We start from the raw sequence: 19,800 nt of genomic DNA on the forward strand, positions 1-19,800 counted from the left end.
AGTTGTCCAGTAACAATCTCAAAGGAAACCTCTTGACGAGGTTCATAAATTTACTGGCTATTCGGCACGCTGTTGAGTTCTCAAAGAACACGCGCTCACCGTCACTCATCACCAGGTGATTCGATCAGGGGCTTGATGTCCGCCGCGCTCCGTTCCGGTCTCTCTCCGGCCCGTTCCGCGCTGGCAGAGAGAAAGTTACACCTCGCCCAACGCGGAGACAAATCGGGGGTCCGGAGGCACGTCTTCGCAGGTAGTACCCCCTGTGGAGGCCCTCAAACCGGATCATGTGTGATCGGGACCACTCAGACGAGTTTTCCCTGCGGCGTGGACGGCAGGTGCACGGCCACCGACAGGCCCCCGCCGGGCACCGCCGTGGCGTGCACCTGACCCTCGTGAGCTGCGACGGCGGCCCGCACGATGGACAGCCCGAGCCCGGTGCCGGTGCGCGCGGTCCGGTCCGTGCCACCCCGGCGGAACGGCTCGAACAGCTCGTCCACCCGGTCCGGCGCGATGACGGGACCGGAGGACGACACGCGCAGCAGCGTCCACTCCGGGCCGCCCTCGGTCCGGACCTCGATCCACCCACCGGGCACGTTGTGCCGCACGGCGTTCTCCAGCAGGTTCCCGGCGATGCGCTCCAACAACGCCGGGTCGCCCACCGCGGGGGCGGGCGCGGTCACGAACGAGATCCGGAGCTGCCGCTCCTCGGCCTCACCGCGGGCCGCCCGCCACGCGGACTCGACCACGGCGTTGAGGTCCACCGGCTCGCGCACCGCCAACCCGAGCCCGTCGGTGCGGGCGAGCAGCAGCAGGGCGCTGACCAGCTGCTCGGCCCGCTCGGTCGCCGCGCGCACCACGCCCGCCATGCGGCGCAGCTCGGCCGTGTCGGCGTCCGGGTCGGCGAGCGTCACGTCCAGCTCGGTCCGGATGACGGCGAGGGGCGTGCGCAGCTCGTGGGACGCGTTCGCGACGAACCGCCGCTGCGACTCGAACGCCGCCTGGAGCCGGTCGAGCATCTCGTCGAACGTGTCGGCCAGCTCGGCCACCTCGTCCCGCGGCCCGGCCAGCCGCAGCCGCTCCCCCAGCGACTCGGCCGACAACCGGCGGGCCGCGTCGGTCACGTCGTGCACGGGTTGGAGCACCCGACCGGTGATGGTCCACGCGAGCAGGGCCGCCGCGGCGACGACGCACAGGAACGCGATGGAGCCGGACCGCAGCACGTCGTCCCTGGCCTGCTCACCGAGCAGGTCCATCAACGCGCCGGCGTCCACCTCCCGCCCGTCCACGACGACCGTGCTGCCCTCGGCGAAGCGGGGCGAGGAGGCGATGACGCGGCCGACGAGCAACCACCCGAGCAGGAGCAGCAGGCCGCTCACGAACGCGACCAGGCCGGTCGCGAGGAGCGTGAGCCGCGTCCGCAGCCCGGGTCCGCGCCTGCGGACCAGCTCAGAGTTCAGCGGAACCTGCCGTGGGCACGCGGTAGCCCGAGCCGACCACCGTGTCGATGATGCCCGGCTCGCCGAGCTTCTTGCGCAGCGTCATCACGGTGACGCGGACGGTCGTGGTGAACGGGTCGGCGTTCTCGTCCCAGACGCGTTCCAGCAGCTCCTCGCTGGAGACGACGGAGCCCTTGGCGGCGAGCAGCACCTCCAGGACGCCGAACTCCTTGCGGGTCAGCTCCACGGGCCTGCCTCCCCGGCGCACGGTGCGCCGGGCCGGGTCCAGCTCCACGTCGCGGGCGGTGAGCAGCGGCGGGGTGGCCGGGGTGGCGCGGCGGGCCAGGGCGCGGACGCGGGCGACCAGCTCGGGGAACGCGAACGGCTTGGCGAGGTAGTCGTCGGCGCCCAGGGAGAGCCCCGCGACCCGGTCGTCCACGCCGGCGCTCGCGGTGAGCATCATGACCCTGGTCAGCGCCCCGGAGCTGAGGATCTCCTTGCACAGCTCGTCCCCGGACATGCCGGGCAGGTCGCGGTCGAGGACGACCACGTCGTACCGGGTCACGGTCGACTTCTCGTGGCCGGTCTCGCCGTCGTAGGCGACGTCGACCGCCATGCCTTCGCGCCGCAGGCCACGCGCGATCGCGTCGGCCAGCGGCACCTCGTCCTCGACTACCAGGATCCGCACCACACAAAGGTGCCACACATCCCTGAGAGGCTGCTTAGCGCGCGGTTGCCGGCAGGCCGGTGGACCCGGCGGTGGCGCGGCCGGAGCGGTGCTCCCGGATCGGCGCGCCGCTGCGGGCGGTGTCCACCCCGGTCGCCGTGGCCCGGCCGCCGGCCGCCTGCGGTCTCGGCCTGCGCGGGATCGAGCTGCGGGAGTAGCGCCCCCTGCCGGGTGGTGGCCCGGCAGGGGGCGGTGGGTTACTTGTCGGCGGACGCGACCGCTTCGGCCGGGTCGGAGGCGGCCACCCACTCGGTGACGCGGCGGGCGACGTCCTGGGCCGTCAGGCCGAGGTCGGTCAGGACCTCGCCGCGTTCGCCGTGGTCGTGGAAGGACTGCGGGATGGCCAGGTCGCGCAGCGGGGTGTCGACGCCCGCGTCGCGGAGGGCGGCGGCCAGGGCCCAGCCGAAGCCGCCGTGCCGGCCGTTGTCCTCGACGGTGACGACGAGGCGGTGCGCGGCGGCCATCGCGGGCAGGTCGACGGGGACGGGGAAGACCCAGCGCGGGTCGACCACGGTGACGCCGATGCCCTGGTCGGCGAGGCGTTGGGCGGCGGCCAGGCCCAGCTCGCCGAACGCGCCCACGGTGACCAGGAGGACGTCGGAGCCGGAGCGGTGCAGGACGTCGACGTCGCCCACGCGGTCCAGGGCCGGCAGGTCCGGGCCCACGGACGCCTTGGGGTAGCGGACGACGGTGGGCGCGTCGTCGACGCGGACGGCTTCGCGCAGCTCTTCGCGCAGCGTGGCGGCGTCGCGGGGGGCGGCCACGCGGATGCCCGGGACCAGGCCGCAGATGGACAGGTCCCACATGCCGTGGTGGGACGCGCCGTCCGGGCCGGTGATGCCCGCCCGGTCCAGCACCACGGTGACGCCCTGCTTGTGCATGGCGACGTCCATCAGGAGCTGGTCGAAGGCGCGGTTGAGGAAGGTGGCGTAGATCGCCACGACGGGGTGCAGGCCGCCCATGGCCAGGCCGGCGGCGGAGGTCATGGCGTGCTGCTCGGCGATGCCCACGTCGAAGCAGCGCTCCGGGTACAGGCCCGCGAACTTGTCCAGGCCCGTCGGGCCGCGCATGGCGGCGGTGATGGCCACCAGGTCGGGGCGCTCGCCGCCGAGGGCCGCCAGCTCGTCGGCGAACACGTGGGTCCAGGTCCGCTTGGACGGGCCGATGTTCTCGCCGGTGATCGGGTCGATGACGCCGGTGGCGTGCATCTGGTCGGCCTCGTGGTTCTCGGCGGGCGCGAAGCCGTTGCCCTTGCGGGTGACCGTGTGCACGATCACCGGCCCGCCGAAGGACTTCGCGCGGCGCAGGGCCGATTCCAGGGCGGTGGTGTCGTGGCCGTCGACCGGGCCGATGTACTTCAGGCCGAGGTCCTCGAACATGGCCTGCGGGCTGAGGGCGTCCTTGATGCCGCGCTTGGCCGCGTGCAGGGCCGCGTAGACGGGCTTGCCGACGAACGGGGTGCCCTGGAGGGCGTTCCGGCCGCGCTCCAGGGCGCGTTCGTAGCCCGGTTGCAGCCGCAGCGAGGAGAGGTGGTCGGCCAGGCCGCCGATGGTGGGCGAGTAGGAGCGGCCGTTGTCGTTGACCACGATGACGACGGGGCGGTCGGTGCCGGAGGCGATGTTGTTGAGCGCCTCCCAGCACATGCCGCCGGTGAGCGCGCCGTCGCCGACGACGGCGACGACGTGCCGGCGCTGGCCGGTGAGCTGGTATGCCTTGGCCAGGCCGTCGGCGTAGGACAGGGCGGTCGAGGCGTGGCTGTTCTCCTCGACGTCGTGCTCGCTCTCGGCGCGGGACGGGTAGCCGGACAGGCCGCCCTTCTGGCGCAGCGTGTCGAAGCCGTCGCGGCGGCCGGTGAGGATCTTGTGCACGTAGCTCTGGTGCCCGGTGTCGAAGACGACCGAGTCGTGCGGCGAGTCGAAGACCCGGTGCACGGCCACGGTCAGCTCGACGACGCCGAGGTTGGGCCCGAGGTGCCCGCCGGTCCGGGAGACCTTCTCCACCAGGAACCGGCGGATCTCGTCGGCGAGCTGGACCAGCTCGTCCGGCCCCAGCCGTTTCAGATCCGCCGGTCCGTGCACGGATTCCAGCAGCGTCACGCGCTCCACCTCGCCCTGTGGTTCGGCTCCCCGATTCGTCCGGTCAGTCTACGGACCACGGGCTGAGACGCCTGTCAGCGAACGGGCTCCAGGAGGGCGACGCATTCCACGTGGTGCGTCATCGGGAACGCGTCGAACGCCCTGAGCTGGGTCAACCCGTAACCGTGCTGGGCGAAGGAGGCGATGTCGCGCGCGAGGGCTGCGGGATCGCACGCGACGTACACCACACGCGAGGGCCCGCTGCGGGCGATCGCGGTGACCACCTGGCCGCCCGCGCCCTTGCGGGGCGGGTCGAGGACGACGACGTCCGGCGGCAGGTCGGTGAAGCCGGGGCTGTCGAGCACGGCTTCGGTGCGGCCCGCGTGCCAGCTGATCTGCGGCTTGTCGGCGAGGTTGGCCTCGCCGTCGGCGACCGCGCCGCGCGAGGACTCGACCACGGCGACGGAGCCGCCCGGTCCGACCTGGTCGGCGAGCACGGAGGCGAACAGGCCGACGCCGCCGTAGAGGTCCCAGGCGCGGTCGCCGGGGCGGCAGGCCGCCCACTCGCCGACGACCCGGGCGAAGGTGTCCGCCGCGGCCGGGTGGACCTGCCAGAAGCCGTCGGAGCGCACGTCCCAGGTGCGGCCGGCGGCCTGTTCGACGGCCCGGCCGCTGCCCCGGCGCAGGCGCGACGGCCCGGGCGCGGGACGGCCGCCGCGGCGCGCGACCGGCGGGCCGACCTCGGTCAGGTGGACCTCACCGCCCGCGTCGCGGGTCACGACCAGCTCGGACCTGGCGGGCCAGGTGCGGTCGAGCACGCCGTCCAGCGCGCCGGGGACGGTGATCACGCAGTGGTCCACGGGGATGACCTCGTGGCTGCGGTGGGCGCGGAAGCCGGGGCGCCCGTCGCGGCCGACGGCCAGGCGCACCCGGGTGCGCCAGTCCTCCGGGCCGCCGGGCAGGGCTTCGACGACGACCTCCCGGTCGAGGCCGGCGAGGCGGTGCAGCTGCTCGGCGACGACGGCGGCCTTCAGCTCGCGCTGGGCGGGCCAGGAGGCGTGCTGCCAGTCGCAGCCGCCGCACAGGCCGGGTCGGGCGAACGGGCACGGCGGCTCCACCCGGTCCGGTGAGGCGTGCAGCACCTCCACGGCGTCACCCCGGCAGAACGAGCCGCCGGTGTCCTCGGTGATGCGGACGACGACCCGTTCGCCGGGCAGCGCGTGCCGGACGAAGACGACGCGGCCCTCGTGCCGGGCGACGCAGTGGCCGCCGTGCGCGACCGCGCCGACCTCGACCTCGATGAGCCGCCGCTCCCACGTCTGCGTCACTTGCCGTCCCCAACGCGCTTGTCCAGGCCGCGCCGGATCGCGCCGGGCGCCACCACGTCGTCGTTGTCGGTCACCTTCGAGGACGAGGCGAGCTGCCACGGCACGCTCGTCACCATCACGCCCGGCTGGAACAGCAGCCTGCCCTTGAGCCGCAGCGCGCTCTGGTTGTGCAGGAACTGCTCCCACCAGTGGCCGACCACGTACTCCGGGATGAACACGGTCACCACGTCGCGCGGGTTGTCCGTGCGGACGCGCCTGACGTAGTCCAGCACCGGTTTGGTGATCTCGCGGTAGGGCGACTCGATCACCTTCAGCGGCACCTTGAAGTTCTCCTTCTCCCACTCCCGCACGAGCCGGCGGGTGTCCCCGTCGTCCACGTTGACGGTGACCGCCTCCAGGATGTCCGGTCGGGTCGCCTTGGCGTACGCCAGGGCCCGCAACGTCGGCATGTGCAGCTTGGAGACCAGCACCATGGCGTGGTTGCGGGCGGGCAGCAGCTTCTGCCGCTCCTGCTGCCGCAGCTCCTCGGCGACGCGGTCGTAGTGCCGGCGGATCGCCGTCATCAGGGCGTAGAGGGCGGCCATCGCGGCGATGGCGATCCACGCGCCCTTGGTGAACTTCGTGATCAGCACGACGACCAGCACCGACGCCGTGAGCGCCAGGCCGAACGCGTTGATCGCCTGCGACCGGCGCATGCGGCGGCGGGCGACCGGGTCGTCCTCCTGGGCGAGCAGCCGGTTCCAGTGCCGGACCATGCCGATCTGGCTCATGGTGAACGACACGAACACGCCCACGATGTAGAGCTGGAGCAGCCGGGTGACCTCGGCGTCGAACGCGATGACCAGCACGATCGCCGCGCCGGCGAGGAACAGGATGCCGTTGCTGAACGCCAGCCGGTCGCCGCGGGTGTGCAGCTGGCGCGGCAGGTAGCGGTCCTGGGCGAGGATCGAGCCGAGCACCGGGAAGCCGTTGAAGGCGGTGTTGGCGGCCAGCACGAGGATCAGCGCGGTGACGACGGTGATGAAGAAGAAGCCGACCGGGAAGCCGTCGAACACCGCCCCGGCGATCTGGGCGACCATCGTCTTCTGCTCGTAGCCGGGCGGCGCGTTGACGAGCTGGTGCGCCGGGTTCTCGGCCATCTTCACGCCCGTGAGCTGGGCCAGCACGATCAGGCCCATCAGCATCGTGACCGCGATCAGGCCCATCATGAGCAGCGTGGTCGCCGCGTTGCGCGACTTCGGCTTGCGGAACGCGGGCACGCCGTTGCTGATCGCCTCGACGCCGGTCAGCGCCGCGCTGCCGGAGGAGAAGGCGCGCAGCACGAGGAACACGAACGCCAGGCCGACCAGGTGGTCGTCCTCGGCCCGCAGCTCGAAGCCCGCGCTCTCGGCGCGCATCTCGTCACCCAGGACGAAGCCCCGGAACAGGCCGTAGGCGATCATCAGGATGACGCCGACCATGAACGCGTAGGTCGGTACGGCGAACGCGCTGCCCGACTCGCGGATGCCCCGCAGGTTGATCGCGGTGAGCACGACGATCGCCGCGACCGCGAACGCGGCCTTGTGGGTGGCGACGAACGGGATGGCCGAACCGATGTTCGCCGCGGCCGAGGAGATGGAGACCGCGACCGTGAGGATGTAGTCCACGAGCAGGGCGCTCGCGACCGTGAGGCCCGCCCTGCGGCCCAGGTTGACCGTGGTGACCTCGTAGTCGCCGCCACCGGAGGGGTAGGCGTGCACGTTCTGCCGGTAGCTCGCCACCACCGTGAGCATCACGACGACGACCGCCGCGCCGACCCACGGTGCCAGGGCGTAGGCGGACAGGCCCGCCACCGACAGCACGAGGAAGATCTCCTCGGGCGCGTACGCCACGCTGGACATCGCGTCGGAGGCGAAGACCGGCAGGGCGATGCGTTTGGGCAGCAGCGTGTGGGCTAGTCGATCGCTGCGGAAGGGCCTGCCGACGAGGAGGCGCTTGGCCGCGGTTGCGAGCTTGGACACGGGTCGAAAGCGTAAGGGGTCAGGTCCCCTGGTCGGAGTAATCGTGGGTAGGTTCTCCGCAGGCGTCGTTCAGGAGGCTTTGGTGCACGTCGTGATCATGGGCTGCGGCCGGGTGGGCTCGTCCCTGGCCAAGGCGCTCGAACGCCTGGACCACCAGGTCTCGGTGATCGACAAGGAGGCGCAGGCGTTCCGCAGGCTGGGGTCGGACTTCCACGGCCAGCAGGTCGTCGGGAACGGCTTCGACCAGCGGGTCCTCATCGAGGCGGGCATCGAGCGGGCGGGCGCGTTCGCGGCCGTGTCCAGCGGCGACAACTCCAACATCATCTCGGCGCGGGTGGCCCGGGAGACGTTCGGCGTGGAGGCCGTGGTCGCGCGGATCTACGACGAGAAGCGCGCCGCGGTGTACGAGCGGCTGGGCATCCCGACCGTGGCCACCGTGCCCTGGTCCACCGACCGGTTCCTGCGGATGCTGCTGCCCGAGGGCACGGCGACGGCGTGGCGCGACCCGTCCGGCACCGTGGCCGTGCTGCCGCTGGAGCTGCACGAGGACTGGGTCGGCCGCACGGTGCGCGACCTGCAGGAGGCGACCGGCTGCCGGGTGGCGTTCGTGATGCGGTTCGGCACCGGCGTGCTGCCCGACTCCAAGACCGTGATCCAGGCCGACGACCAGGTGTACGTGGCCGCCCTGTCCGGCACCGTGACCGACGTGGCCGCGGCTGCGGCCCACGCGCCCGAGGAGAGCTGAGCGTGCGTATCGCGATTGCGGGTGCCGGCGCGGTGGGTCGTTCCATCGCGGCCGAGCTGGTGTCGGACGGGCACCAGGTGATGCTGATCGAGCGCGACCGGGCGCACTTCGAGCCGCACACCGTGGAGCAGGCCGAGTGGGTGCAGGCCGACGCGTGCGAGCTGTCCTCGCTGGAGGACGCCGGCATGCAGCTGTGCGACGTGGTGATCGCCGCGACCGGTGACGACAAGGTCAACCTGGTGGTGTCGCTGCTGGCCAAGACCGAGTTCGCGGTGCGGCGCGTGGTGGCGCGGGTGAACGACCCGGCCAACGAGTGGCTGTTCACCTCGTCGTGGGGCGTGGACGTGGCCGTGTCGACGCCGCGCATCCTGTCCGCGCTGGTCGAGGAGGCGGTGACGGTCGGCGACGTGGTGCGGCTGATGACCCTGCGCCAGGGTCAGGCCAACCTCGTGGAAATCACCCTCCCGGGCGACACCCCGCTGGCGGGTTCGCCGGTGAACGGGCTGGCGCTGCCGCGCGACGCCGCCCTGGTCACGATCCTGCGGGGCGGCCGGGTCATCGTGCCGTCGCCGGACGACACGCTGGAGGGCGGCGACGAGCTGCTGTTCGTGGCGGCCGCGGACGTGGAGCGGGAGATCCGCTCGGCGCTCGGGTACTGACCCGCGGCCGACGGCAGGGATCCCCGGCGGTGGGATCCCTGCGCGGCCCTAGCGCTCGTCGGCCCGCGCCGGCGCGGGCGGCTGCTCGGTCGAGGCGTCGAGCACCTCGTCGTAGATCGACCGCCCGGCCTCGGCGCGCAGGCGCTCCTCGGCCTCCCGGTTCTCCTCTTCCTCCCGGGCGAGGGCGGCCTTCAGGCGCTTGTCGGAGCGCCGCACGGCCCACACCGTGGCGACCAGGGCCACCGCCATCAGCGGGTAGCCCATGGCCAGGCGCGCGGCGGCCAGCCAGCCCACCGACGCCTCGTCGTACAGCCAGCGCTGCACCACGAACCGGGCGCAGAAGACCAGCGCCCACACCAGCGTGGCGATGTCGTAGTCGCGGACGCTCGCCTTGTCCTGGCGCCACGCCTGGCCCTGGCCGTTGAGGAACGACCAGATCACGCCCGCCAGGGGCCACCTGACCACGATGGAGAGGAGGAACACGCCGCCGTAGACGAGGCTCTGCCAGATGCCGAAGAGGAAGAAGCCCTTGGCGTCACCGGTCCGGTAGGCGATGAACGCGGCGATGCCGACGCCGAAGACGGCCGACACGGCGGGCTGCACCGAGCCCTTGCGCAGGGCCAGCACGATGCCGATCACCACGGCCGCCGCCAACGCGCTCCAGATCGCGGGCATCAGCCCGGCGAAGGCGTTGACCAGCACGAACACCACGACCGGCAACGAGGAGAACAGCAGGCCGCTCACGCCGCCCATCTGTTCGAGGAGGGTGGGCTGCTTCTCGGGCTCGTTCTCGGTCGTCATGAAGCGTTCTGCAACTCGTAGTAGGGGTTGTAGAGCACCTTGCGGCCGTCCCGAACGGCGATCCGGCCGCGGGCCTTGATGGTGCGGCCCGGCTCGATGCCCGCGATGCGGCGGCGGCCCAGCCAGACCAGCGTGACGCCCTCGGTGCCGTCGTACAGCTCGGCCTCCAGGGTGGCGGCGGCGTCGCGCGGGCACAGCTCGACGCTGCGCAGCCGGCCCAGGACCGTGACCTCCTGACCCGACCTGCAGTCGCACGCCCGCACCGCGCCGACCGCCTCGACTTTTCGGGACAGGTCGTCGGCGTCCAACTCGCTCACGTCGGTGGTCAGCCGACGCACGAGGCGGCGCCAGTAGCCGCCCCCAGTACCAGTCATCCCCGACTCCTGGAATGCGCGGGGCCTCGACGACGAGACCCGTCCACAGCCAGCGTAACCGGGTACACCCGACCGGGTATCCGGCTGGGGGAGGATCTCACGTCATGAAGTCGTCATCCGCCGTTCTGCTTCCCGGGACCGCGTCCGACGAGGTGTTCGTCGCCTCGGTGTTCGCCCGGCCGCTGGCCGCGGCGGGGTTCGCGCTGGTCGCGCCCGCCTCGCGGGACGTGCGGGGGCACCTGGCGGCGCTGGACGCCGCGTGGGCGGGAACGCCGCTGGTCGTGGGCGGTGTGTCGCTGGGCGCGCACGTGGCGGCGGCGTGGGCGGTTCGGCACCCCGAGCGGTGCGCGGGGCTGCTGGTGGCGCTGCCGGCCTGGCTCGGTCCGGCGGAGGGCGCGCCGGCGGCCGCGGCGGCGCTGGCCAGCGCGTCGGCGGTCGCGGAAGGGGGCGTCGACGGCGCGCTGACCGGCGTGGACGGGTGGCTCGGGGAGGAGCTGCGGCGGGCGTGGCCGCGCTACGGCGCGCGGCTGGCCGACGTGCTGCGGGAGGCGGCCGGGACGCCCGCGCCGACGCCGGCCGAGCTGGCCGGGCTCGCGGCGCCGGTCGGGATCGCCGCCTGCACCGACGACCCCGTTCACCCGTTCGAGGTAGCCCGGGAGTGGGTCGCGGCACTCCCCCGCGCCGCTCTGCGCACGACGACTCTGGCGGCGCTGGGCGCGGACCGGGAGTCCCTGGGCCGCGCCGCGCTCACCGCGTACTTGTCCGCCCGGGACTAGCCCTGTTGCTGCTGGGCCTGCGCCTGGATGTGCCGGGCGATGGCCTCGGGCAGCTCGATCGGCAACGGCGTGCGCACCGGCATCGCCTGCTCGCCCCGCACCACCACCGTGTACCGCAGCAACTCGTAGAGGGCGTCGGTCGCCCTGGCGCTCTGCTCCTCGGTGGGCGCCGCCGCGATGCCGCGCAGCATCCACCGCGGGCCGTCCACGCCGACCACGCGCAGGTGCACCTCGTTGTTGCGGGCGGCGATCTCCTCGCCCCACTCGCCGTTCTCCCGCAGGATGCGGAAGCCGTCGTTCTTGAACTGGGCGATCATCTCGCCGCTGACCTCCGGCCACAGCCGGTCCGACTTCGGCGCGGCGAACGCGCTCACGGTCAGCTGGCCGACCGTCGTCAGCAGGTGCACGGCCCGCACCGCGCCCGCCGGGTCCATCTCGACCTGCAACTGCGCGCCGTCGGGCACGGGCAGCCGGATCGAGCCCAGGTCCAGCCGGTTCAGGCCGTCGTCCGGGGCCCGGGTGGAGTCGAACGGCCCGTCCTCGTCGACCTCGCCGACGCCGTCGAACTCAACGTCGGGTTGCGCCGTCCCCCGGTTCGCGGAGTGCCTACCGCGCTTGCGGCGCCTTCCGAACATCGCCTTCACCCCTCCGTCCGGGCGAGCACGTCGTGCCCGCCTGTAGAGCCGTAGCCACCCGCGCCCCGCGCGGAAGCGGGCAGTTCCTCGACTTCGCGGAACACCGCGTGCTCCACCTTCTGCACCACCAGCTGGGCGATCCGGTCACCGCGCGCCAGCACTACGGGCTCACGCAGGTCGTGGTTCACCAGGCACACCCTGATCTCGCCCCGGTAGCCCGCGTCGATCGTGCCCGGGGTGTTGACCACGCTCAGGCCGACGCGCGCGGCCAGGCCGGAGCGCGGGTGCACGAACCCCGCGTACCCCTCCGGCAGCGCGATCGCGACACCGGTGCCGACCACCACGCGCTCCCCCGGTTCGATCACCACGTCGGTGGTCGTCACCAGGTCGGCGCCCGCATCACCCGGTCGGGCGTAGGTCGGGAGCGGGACGGTGGGATCGAGCCGGGACAGCAGGACCTCGACGCTGGGCACGGCGCGCGAGACTACCCTGGTGGCGTGAGCGAGACTGCTGTGACCGCCCCGATCGCCTTCCGCGAGCGGCTGTACGTGCCCTGGTGGGGGTGGCCGCTGCCGCTGGCCGCGGCCGTGCTGCTGGCCGCCGAGATCCACATGGGGTTCCCCGGCGTGCGGTCGTGGCTGCCCTACCTGGTCACGGTGCCGCTCGTCGTGCTGCTGATCGTGCGGATGGGCTCGGCGAAGGTCGAGGTGTCCGGCGGCGAGCTGCGGGTGGGGTCGGCGCACGTGCCGCTGGGGCTGCTCGGCGAGGTGGAGGTGTTCGACGCCAGGGGCAAGCGGAGGGCCATGGGGCCCGAGCTGGACCCGGCGGCCTTCGTGACCCACCGCGGGTGGGTCGGGCCGGTGGTGCGCGTCCAGCTGCGGGACCCGGCGGACCCGACGCCGTACTGGCTGTTCAGCGTGCGTTCGGCGGAGGAGCTGGCGGCGCTGCTGCGCGACCGGTGACCCGCGTCGGCGGGTCCGGGCGGCCACGGGGACCGGGCGCCACCCCGGCGGGTGGGGTGAGCGCCCAGGTCTGGTCGTAGGTGCTGGTGGTCGGTCGTGCGGTGCGGGCGTCGTGCGGGTGGAGCCGGTCGTTCGGTCGTGCGGGTTCGTGCCCGGTGGACGTGCCTCAGGCGCAGTCGCGGCAGATGTACTGGCCGTTGACTTCCTCGGCCAGCCTGCTGCGGTGGTGCACCAGGAAGCACTTCGAGCACGTGAACTCGTCCGCCTGCTTCGGCAGGACCTTGAACGTCAGCTCCTCACCGGACAGGTCGGCGCCCGGCAACTCGAAGTTCTCGGCGGTCGCGTCCTCGTCGATGTCGACGACCCCGGACTGCGTTTCGTTGCGCCGCGCCTTCAGCTCCTCGAGGGAGTCCTCAGCGAGTTCGTCCGCCTCGCTGCGACGCGGTGCGTCGTAGTCGGTCGCCATACTTCTTTCACCCCTGCGGTCAACGGAGACTGTTCGTGTCGCTGGTTAACGCACCAGCGCCCCTGTTTGTGCCCTCCGTCCCCAGTGACGGAGGTCTCGCTCGTGCGGCCGGGCGCCAACCCCCTGTTCGTCGACGCTTCCCGGTGTCCGGCGGTGCGCGGAGCGCCGAGAGGGTAGCTCATCCATCAGGGGGTCGTGCAGCGGGTTCCCCCTAATTGAGCAGACGGGTGACACGACCTTCGCACGCTGGCCAGATAGGCTTGGACGGCATCACCCACCCGGTGCTCCCGCGCTCCGCTGCCCGACCAGGGCGTCGACCGTCCGCGACCGGGTGATTGCACCCCGCTACACCCGGCCCGAGGCGCGGGACGGCGGGGCGCGGCATAGCCTGATCACTGTCGAGCACGAGGCCAGGGGAGGTCGACGGACGTGGGACCCGGTTCGGGGAACAGCGGGTCGACGCGGTACCGGAAGCGGCGGCCGTGGCCGGCGCTCGTCCTCTTCTTGGTGCTGGTGGTCGCCACCGTCGTGGTGTGGAACCGGGTGCTGTCGGAAGCCGGTGACGTCGACGCGGCCATCAAGTGCAACCCGCCCGGCGGTGCGCCGTCGGCCGCGGCGGACGCCCCGGCCGCGCCGGCCGCCGAGCCGCCGGTGCCGCTGGGCACCGTGCTGGCGCACGACGCGCTGGACCGGACGGACCCGGTGCCGGTCGGCCAGGTGCAGTTCCGCGTGTTCAACGCGAGCACCCAGCGCAACCAGGCGCGGTTCGTCGCGTCGACGTTGGCCGAGCTGGGCATGAAGCAGGCGGCCGACCCAGGCAACGACCCGGTGTACCCGGCGCAGGACATGGACTGCCGCGGGCAGATCCGGTTCGGCGCGCCCGGTGCGGGGGCCGCGCGGACGTTGAGCCTGGTCGAACCCTGCCTGGAGCTGGTGCGCGACGAGCGGCAGGACGCGACCGTGGACGTGGCGATCGGGCAGAAGTTCAGCGAGGTGAAGCCGAACAACGACGCCCGCAAGGTGCTGGACCAGCTCGCCGAGTGGGCCGCCCAGCAGCCGGAGCAGCAGGGCGGCCAGGCCGCCGAGGACTCCACCCCGCTGTCCCTGAACCCGGACAACCTCAAGGGCGCGCGCAGCACCCCCTGCTAACCCCCACCTCCCCGTGTGTCGAACCCCCGGGTCCCGTGTGTCGAACCCTCAGACCTCGTGTGTCGAACGCTCGGGCCTCGTGTGTCGAACGCTCAAGACCCCCGAGTTCCACGTTCGCGTCCCCACCCGCGGGACCTGAGCGTTGAACTCGCGGTGCCTGAGCGTTCGACACACGAGGTCTGGAGGTTCGACACACCGGACCTGGGGGTTCGACACACGGGAGTGGCGGGGTCAGACGGCGGGGAAGCCCGAGGTGAGCAGGGCGTCGAGGAGGGCGTCGGCGATGCCCGGGGCGGCGGCGAAGGTGGCGTCCGCGCCCAGTTCCGGGAATTCACCCGGCAGGTGGACAACGGCACCCGCCTCGCTCGCCAGCAGGGCCCCCGCCGCCCAGTCCCAGCGGCCCAGCGCGTGCTCGGCGTAGGCGTCCAGCCGGCCCGCCGCGACGGCGCACAGGTCCAACGACGCGGCACCGGCCCGCCGCACGTCCCGCACCCTGGTCGCCAGCCGGGCCCACGCGTCCGCCTGCCGCTGCCGCCGCTCCGGCCGGTAGGCGAAGCCGTAACCCAGCAGGGACAGGTCCAACCGGGTGGCGTCGGAGACCTCCAGCCGACGCCCGTCCAGCCACGCGCCGCCGCCCCGCGCCGCCGTCCACACCCGGCCGCTGACGGGCTCCACCACGGCACCCGCCACGGACGCGCCGTCGACCTGCGCGGCGATCGACACGGCGTAGTGCGGGATGCCGTACAGGTAGTTCACGGTGCCGTCGATCGGGTCGACGACCCAGGTCAGGCCCTCGACGGCGGCGTCACCGCCCTCCTCCTCCCCGATCACCGGCTCCCCCGGCCGCAGCTCGGCGAGCCGTCGCCGGACCAGCTGTTCGGACGCGCGGTCCGCCGCGGTCACCACGTCGGTGGCACTGCTCTTGGTGTCGACGTCGGCCACGGCGGCTTCGCGCATGGTCACGGTCAGCTCGCCGGCCTCACGGGCCACCCGAACGGCGACGTCGACCAATGAGCGAGGATCGAAACGCAACTGTTCCTCCTGCGTCACTCTCACGGGACTATCGGAGAACCGCAGGCTAATGTCTGCGGCCACGGTTACTGAATCGAGTAGGAAGGGCCACGGGGATGGGCATGACCCGCGGGTTCGGCGTGGACATCGGCGGTTCGGGCATCAAGGGCGGTCTCGTGGACCTCGAAGCGGGGGCACTGGAGGGTGAGCGCCTGCGCATCACAACGCCCCAGCCGTCGACGCCGGACGCGGTCGCCGACGTGGTCGCCGAGATCGTCGAGAAGTTCAACTGGGAGGGCCCGGTCGGCGTCACGCTGCCGTGCGTCGTCAAGCACGGCGTCGCGCACTCCGCGGCCAACGTGGACAAGGCGTGGATCGGCACGGACGCGGCGTCCCTGTTCGCCGCCCGGCTCGGCCGCCCGGCCGACCAGGTCGTGGTCCTCAACGACGCCGACGCCGCCGGCATCGCCGAGATGCGGTTCGGTTCCGGTGTCGACCGGGACGGCCTGGTGGTGCTGCTGACGTTCGGCACCGGCATCGGCAGCGCCCTGTTCCTGGACGGCAGGCTCGTGCCCAACACCGAGTTCGGCCACCTGGAGGTCGACGGCCACGACGCGGAGAAGCGCGCGGCGGCCTCGGTGAAGGAGGACAAGGGCCTGACCTGGGCGGAGTGGGCGCCCCGGGTGTCCCGGTACATCAACGTGCTGGAGAACCTGATCTGGCCGGACCTGGTCATCGCGGGCGGCGGGGTCAGCAAGAAGGCGGAGAAGTGGCTCCCCCTGCTGGAGGTCCGCACGGAGGTGGTCGCCGCGGCGCTGAAGAACGACGCGGGCATCGTGGGCGCGGCCGTGGCCGCCGCGCACGGCCTGCGGCACTGATTTCCGCCGCGTTCCACCTGCGAGAACGCGTGCCGGACCACCTCGGATGACGCCGGGGCGCAACGGCACGCGATTCTCGTCGTTACAATGGAACGGTGCCCCGCTGACGAACGATCCGGCGGGGGTCCCCCGTACTCAGGCGACCGAGGTTCGCGCCCTTCGGTCGTCCTTGATCGACAGTCGCGAAAGGGCGTACGTGGCAGCCGCGAAGACGACTCAGGCAGCTAAGGCTGACGCCGAGGAGACGCCCAAGGCCACCTCGGCGAGGAAGGCCCCGGCGAAGAAGCCGGCGGCGAAGACCGCCGCGGCGGGGAAGACGGCCACGCGGGCGCCGCGCAAGACGGCCGCCAAGGCCGCCGCGGCCGCGCCCGGCAAGGTGAAGAAGGACGGCGAGGAGCCGGACGACCTCGAAGGCGCCCCGGACGCCGAGGACCTGGTCGACGAGGTCGAGCTGATCGACGAGCCGGTCGAGGAGGAGCCCGCCGAGGAGGAGGCCAAGCCCGGCGAGGGCGACTTCGTCTGGGACGAGGAGGAGTCGGAGGCCCTGCGGCAGGCCCGCAAGGACGCCGAGCTCACCGCGTCGGCCGACTCGGTCCGCGCCTACCTCAAGCAGATCGGCAAGGTCGCCCTGCTCAACGCGGAGGAGGAGGTCGAGCTCGCCAAGCGCATCGAGGCCGGCCTCTACGCCGCCGAGCGGGTCCGCCGCGCCGAGGACGAGCAGGAGAAGCTGACCCCGCAGCTGCGCCGCGACCTGCGGTGGATCGTGCGGGACGGCGAGCGCGCCAAGAACCACCTGTTGGAGGCGAACCTCCGCCTGGTCGTGTCGCTGGCCAAGCGCTACACCGGTCGCGGCATGGCGTTCCTGGACCTGATCCAGGAGGGCAACCTCGGCCTGATCCGCGCGGTCGAGAAGTTCGACTACACCAAGGGCTACAAGTTCTCCACGTACGCGACGTGGTGGATCCGGCAGGCGATCACCCGCGCGATGGCCGACCAGGCCCGCACCATCCGCATCCCGGTGCACATGGTCGAGGTCATCAACAAGCTGGGTCGCATCCAGCGCGAGCTGCTCCAGGACCTGGGCCGCGAGCCCACCCCGGAGGAGCTGGCCAAGGAAATGGACATCACCCCGGAGAAGGTGCTGGAGATCCAGCAGTACGCCCGGGAGCCCATCTCGCTGGACCAGACGATCGGCGACGAGGGCGACAGCCAGCTCGGCGACTTCATCGAGGACTCCGAGGCCGTGGTGGCGGTGGACGCGGTGTCGTTCACCCTGCTGCAGGACCAGCTCCAGTCGGTGCTGGCGACGTTGTCCGAGCGCGAGGCGGGCGTGGTGCGGCTGCGGTTCGGCCTCACCGACGGCCAGCCGCGCACGCTGGACGAGATCGGCCAGGTCTACGGCGTGACGCGCGAGCGGATCCGGCAGATCGAGTCGAAGACGATGTCGAAGCTGCGGCACCCGTCCCGGTCCCAGGTGCTGCGCGACTACCTGGACTGATCCGGCAGGCGCTCGACGGAGCGAGGGCCCTCCCGACCACCCGGTCGGGAGGGCCCTCGCCCGTGCGGACCCTTCACCCGGACAGCCGCCGAACCTCCCTCACCCTCCGTGCGTCCTTGGAAGTGGGCGCGGCCGCCGGGGGGCGGCACGGGGAACGCGCCGGCACAGGGGGAAGCACACCATGAGCGAACGTCGCACCGGAGCACGCCTGTCGCGCCTGGCCTCGGCCGAGGCGCTGGGGTGGTCGCCGTGGCCCGAGCACGTCGGCAACGGCGAGGAGGGCGACTACCCGTACGTCGCCAACTACGGCAAGGGCCTGCCGCACGACGAGGTCGGCGAGGTGCGCCCCGAGGCGTACCACGCGCTGTTGCGGGCCCTGGCCACCGGCCGGTCCGAGGACTTCGAGCGGGTCCCGCTCGGCCGCGGGGTCAGGCTCACGAACCCGCAGGCGGGCCTCGGGTTCGACCTGGAGGGCCGGACCCGCAGGCGCTCGCGCTGCCGCCCGCGCCGCGCCTGGACAGCGCCCGCCACTCCGCCGAGGCGGTCGAGCTGTACTGGATGGCCCTGACCCGGGACGTCCCGTTCACCTCCTACGCCGAGGACCCGTCGATCGCGCGGGCCGCGGCGGAGCTGTCCCGGTTGAGCGACTACCGGGCGCCGAAGGTCGACGGCCGGGTCACGCCGGCCACCGTCTTCCGCGGCGGCACGCGCGGCGACCTGCGGGGACCGTTCGTGTCGCAGTTCCTGCTGCGCGACGTCCAGTACGGCACGTTGCGGGTCCCGCAGCGGCACGACACCGTGCGGCGCGGCCAGGACTTCCTGACCGGGTTCGAGGAGTGGCGGGCGGTGCAGGAGGGCGGCCGGGTCCCGCCGATCCGGCGCGACCACGTCAACCGCCGCTACCTGCGCAACGGCCGGGACCTGGCCAACTACGTGCACTTCGACGCGCTGTACGAGGCGTACTTGAACGCGGCGCTGGTCCTGCTGGACCTGGGCGCGCCGTTCGACGTCGGCAACCCGTACCGGCACTCGGCCAACCAGGTCGGTTTCGGCTCCTACGGCGGGCCGCACCTGCTGTCGCTGGTGACGGAGGTGGCGACGCGGGCGTTGAAGGCGACGTGGTTCCAGAAGTGGTTCGTGCACCGCAGGCTGCGGCCGGAGGCGTTCGGCGGCCGGGTGCACGCGCACCTGTCCGGCCTGCGCGACTACCCGATGATCGACCGCGAGGTGCTCGACTCGGAGGCCGTCGGGCTCACCCGCGAGCGGCACGGCTCCCACCTGCTGCCGCAGGCGTTCCCGGAGGGCTCGCCGACGCACCCGGCGTACGCGTCGGGTCACGCGACCGTCGCCGGGGCCTGCGTCACGGTCCTGAAGGCGTGGTTCGACGAGTCGTGGGTGCTGCAGGACCCGGTGGTGCCCAACGCCGAGGGCACCGCGCTGGAGCCCTACCGCGGTGACGACGTGCTCACCGTCGGTGGCGAGCTGGACAAGGTCGCCGCGAACGTCGCGACCGCCCGGAACATGGCGGGCGTGCACTGGCGGTCGGACTTCACCGAGGCCGTGCGGCTGGGCGAGGAGGTCGGGATCGGGGTGCTGCGCGACCACGTGCGGGTGCACCACGAGGTCGCGTCGTTCGGCCTGACGCGGTTCGACGGGCGGCGGGTGAGCGTCTGAGCGGGCGGTCGAACGGCCCGTGAACCGGACGGATCATGTCCGGATCGTGGAACCCGGGAGCGTGTTCGCTCTGGGCTGACCAAAGTGTTACCGATCACATCGGCGGCCCTCCGGGGCCCACCTTCCGGAGCAGCGGGGGTGCGTCGAACGCCGTATCCGCAGGTAGAAAAACCGTTGCGGTGACTGCGGAACGTGAGCACGGGCGGATCGATCGGCTGGAAATGCCAGGTTCCGACCACCCTGGCGCCGGGTAAAGGACGAGTGACGCGGGTCGCCACGGCCCAGGGAACACTGACTTACGCCCGTGCGTCTGCAAGAGTGGAAGCAGCGAGCACGGCGCACCCGCCAGATGCGAAGTGGTCGCAGCTAGGTGTGAGGGCACCGATCCCCGGTGCCGGGACGGAGGGAGATTTCCATGACTACCACGCTCACCCGCCCCGCGTTGACCGCTGCCGACCGCTGCGACCGCTGCGGGGCTGCTGCCCAGGTTCGCGCCGTGCTCCCCTCCGGGGGCGAGCTGCTGTTCTGCGGGCACCACGCCCGGGAGCACAGCACGAAGCTGCGCGAGCTCGCTGCCGAGTTGCAGCAGGGCTGAACACCACGGGT

Annotated in this window: 22 protein-coding genes; 11 read left to right on the plus strand and 11 right to left on the minus strand. The window is 72.5% G+C overall.

What is annotated here, in order from left to right; genetic code table 11:
* Positions 1–302 precede the first annotated feature (302 nt).
* Positions 303–1,457, minus strand: a complete 1,155-nt coding sequence (locus ACIGNX_RS02910; protein ID WP_396536966.1) for a sensor histidine kinase — start codon at positions 1,455–1,457, stop codon at positions 303–305.
* Complete coding sequence (locus tag ACIGNX_RS02915; RefSeq protein ID WP_396535667.1) at positions 1,447–2,124, minus strand: response regulator transcription factor; 678 nt, start codon at positions 2,122–2,124, stop codon at positions 1,447–1,449. The genes ACIGNX_RS02910 and ACIGNX_RS02915 overlap by 11 nt, the downstream gene beginning before the upstream one ends.
* 71 nt (positions 2,125–2,195) lie before the next feature.
* Between ACIGNX_RS02915 and ACIGNX_RS02920 the strand changes: the two genes are divergently transcribed.
* Positions 2,196–2,321 (plus strand): hypothetical protein, encoded by a 126-nt coding sequence (locus ACIGNX_RS02920; protein ID WP_396535669.1) that lies wholly within the window; start codon positions 2,196–2,198, stop codon positions 2,319–2,321.
* Positions 2,322–2,360: 39 nt separating this feature from the next.
* Here ACIGNX_RS02920 and dxs read toward each other — a convergent pair whose 3' ends face one another.
* From dxs to ACIGNX_RS02935, 3 genes are all read right to left on the minus strand, one after another.
* A complete protein-coding gene (gene dxs / locus ACIGNX_RS02925; RefSeq protein ID WP_396535671.1) occupies positions 2,361–4,259 on the minus strand; it encodes a 1-deoxy-D-xylulose-5-phosphate synthase in 1,899 nt (632 codons plus the stop codon).
* A gap of 74 nt (positions 4,260–4,333) precedes the next feature.
* Positions 4,334–5,566: a class I SAM-dependent RNA methyltransferase gene (locus ACIGNX_RS02930; protein ID WP_396535673.1), complete on the minus strand. Its 1,233-nt coding sequence runs from the start codon at positions 5,564–5,566 to the stop codon at positions 4,334–4,336.
* On the minus strand, positions 5,563–7,566 hold the full coding sequence (locus ACIGNX_RS02935; protein WP_396535675.1) for an APC family permease: 2,004 nt from the start codon (positions 7,564–7,566) through the stop codon (positions 5,563–5,565). The genes ACIGNX_RS02930 and ACIGNX_RS02935 overlap by 4 nt, the downstream gene beginning before the upstream one ends.
* Between ACIGNX_RS02935 and ACIGNX_RS02940 the strand changes: the two genes are divergently transcribed.
* Both ACIGNX_RS02940 and ACIGNX_RS02945 read left to right on the plus strand, forming a co-directional pair.
* Positions 7,475–8,311 (plus strand): potassium channel family protein, encoded by an 837-nt coding sequence (locus ACIGNX_RS02940; RefSeq protein ID WP_396535677.1) that lies wholly within the window; start codon positions 7,475–7,477, stop codon positions 8,309–8,311. The genes ACIGNX_RS02935 and ACIGNX_RS02940 overlap by 92 nt on opposite strands.
* Before the next feature lie 2 nt (positions 8,312–8,313).
* Complete coding sequence (locus tag ACIGNX_RS02945; RefSeq protein WP_396535679.1) at positions 8,314–8,970, plus strand: potassium channel family protein; 657 nt, start codon at positions 8,314–8,316, stop codon at positions 8,968–8,970.
* A 48-nt stretch (positions 8,971–9,018) separates the two neighbouring features.
* On the opposite strand, the gene ACIGNX_RS02950 is transcribed toward ACIGNX_RS02945, so the two are convergent.
* Complete coding sequence (locus ACIGNX_RS02950; RefSeq protein ID WP_396535681.1) at positions 9,019–9,771, minus strand: DUF3159 domain-containing protein; 753 nt, start codon at positions 9,769–9,771, stop codon at positions 9,019–9,021.
* Positions 9,768–10,145: an OB-fold nucleic acid binding domain-containing protein gene (locus ACIGNX_RS02955; RefSeq protein WP_396535683.1), complete on the minus strand. Its 378-nt coding sequence runs from the start codon at positions 10,143–10,145 to the stop codon at positions 9,768–9,770. The genes ACIGNX_RS02950 and ACIGNX_RS02955 overlap by 4 nt, the downstream gene beginning before the upstream one ends.
* A gap of 104 nt (positions 10,146–10,249) precedes the next feature.
* Here ACIGNX_RS02955 and ACIGNX_RS02960 point away from each other — a divergent pair, with 104 nt between their 5' ends.
* Complete coding sequence (locus ACIGNX_RS02960; protein WP_396535685.1) at positions 10,250–10,921, plus strand: alpha/beta fold hydrolase; 672 nt, start codon at positions 10,250–10,252, stop codon at positions 10,919–10,921.
* Here ACIGNX_RS02960 and ACIGNX_RS02965 read toward each other — a convergent pair.
* Together ACIGNX_RS02965 and dut are read right to left on the minus strand one after the other, a co-directional pair.
* Positions 10,918–11,556, minus strand: a complete 639-nt coding sequence (locus ACIGNX_RS02965) for a DUF3710 domain-containing protein (RefSeq protein ID WP_396535687.1) — start codon at positions 11,554–11,556, stop codon at positions 10,918–10,920. The two genes, ACIGNX_RS02960 and ACIGNX_RS02965, sit on opposite strands and share 4 nt — an antisense overlap.
* A gap of 5 nt (positions 11,557–11,561) precedes the next feature.
* Positions 11,562–12,029, minus strand: a complete 468-nt coding sequence (dut, locus tag ACIGNX_RS02970) for a dUTP diphosphatase (protein ID WP_396535689.1) — start codon at positions 12,027–12,029, stop codon at positions 11,562–11,564.
* A gap of 24 nt (positions 12,030–12,053) precedes the next feature.
* On the opposite strand from dut, the gene ACIGNX_RS02975 reads away from it, so the two are divergent.
* Positions 12,054–12,518 (plus strand): DUF3093 domain-containing protein, encoded by a 465-nt coding sequence (locus ACIGNX_RS02975; protein WP_396535691.1) that lies wholly within the window; start codon positions 12,054–12,056, stop codon positions 12,516–12,518.
* 166 nt (positions 12,519–12,684) lie between these two features.
* Here ACIGNX_RS02975 and ACIGNX_RS02980 read toward each other — a convergent pair whose 3' ends face one another.
* A complete protein-coding gene (locus ACIGNX_RS02980; RefSeq protein WP_053717171.1) occupies positions 12,685–12,984 on the minus strand; it encodes a DUF4193 domain-containing protein in 300 nt (99 codons plus the stop codon).
* Positions 12,985–13,413: 429 nt separating this feature from the next.
* On the opposite strand from ACIGNX_RS02980, the gene cei reads away from it, so the two are divergent.
* Positions 13,414–14,133 (plus strand): envelope integrity protein Cei, encoded by a 720-nt coding sequence (gene cei, locus ACIGNX_RS02985; protein ID WP_396535694.1) that lies wholly within the window; start codon positions 13,414–13,416, stop codon positions 14,131–14,133.
* A 231-nt stretch (positions 14,134–14,364) separates the two neighbouring features.
* Here cei and ACIGNX_RS02990 read toward each other — a convergent pair whose 3' ends face one another.
* The gene (locus ACIGNX_RS02990) at positions 14,365–15,165 is read right to left on the minus strand and encodes an inositol monophosphatase family protein (protein WP_396535696.1); all 801 of its coding nucleotides are present in this window, start codon (positions 15,163–15,165) and stop codon (positions 14,365–14,367) included.
* A 95-nt stretch (positions 15,166–15,260) separates the two neighbouring features.
* Here ACIGNX_RS02990 and ppgK point away from each other — a divergent pair, with 95 nt between their 5' ends.
* From ppgK to ACIGNX_RS03015, 5 genes are all read left to right on the plus strand, one after another.
* Entirely contained in the window at positions 15,261–16,022 is a 762-nt protein-coding gene (ppgK, locus tag ACIGNX_RS02995; RefSeq protein WP_396535698.1) for a polyphosphate--glucose phosphotransferase, read from the plus strand.
* A 196-nt stretch (positions 16,023–16,218) separates the two neighbouring features.
* Positions 16,219–17,520 (plus strand): RNA polymerase sigma factor, encoded by a 1,302-nt coding sequence (locus ACIGNX_RS03000; protein WP_396535700.1) that lies wholly within the window; start codon positions 16,219–16,221, stop codon positions 17,518–17,520.
* 181 nt (positions 17,521–17,701) lie between these two features.
* Positions 17,702–18,088 carry a hypothetical protein gene (locus ACIGNX_RS03005; protein WP_396535702.1) on the plus strand — a complete coding sequence of 129 codons (387 nt, stop codon included), beginning with the start codon at positions 17,702–17,704 and terminating at the stop codon, positions 18,086–18,088.
* Entirely contained in the window at positions 18,079–19,194 is a 1,116-nt protein-coding gene (locus tag ACIGNX_RS03010; RefSeq protein ID WP_396535704.1) for a vanadium-dependent haloperoxidase, read from the plus strand. Before ACIGNX_RS03005 ends, ACIGNX_RS03010 begins: the two co-directional genes overlap by 10 nt.
* Positions 19,195–19,609: 415 nt before the next feature.
* On the plus strand, positions 19,610–19,789 hold the full coding sequence (locus tag ACIGNX_RS03015) for a hypothetical protein (protein WP_015800348.1): 180 nt from the start codon (positions 19,610–19,612) through the stop codon (positions 19,787–19,789).
* The last annotated feature ends 11 nt before the right edge of the window (positions 19,790–19,800 follow it).

It is taken from the genome of Actinosynnema sp. NPDC053489 (assembly GCF_044544865.1).
Lineage (GTDB): Bacteria > Actinomycetota > Actinomycetes > Mycobacteriales > Pseudonocardiaceae > Actinosynnema.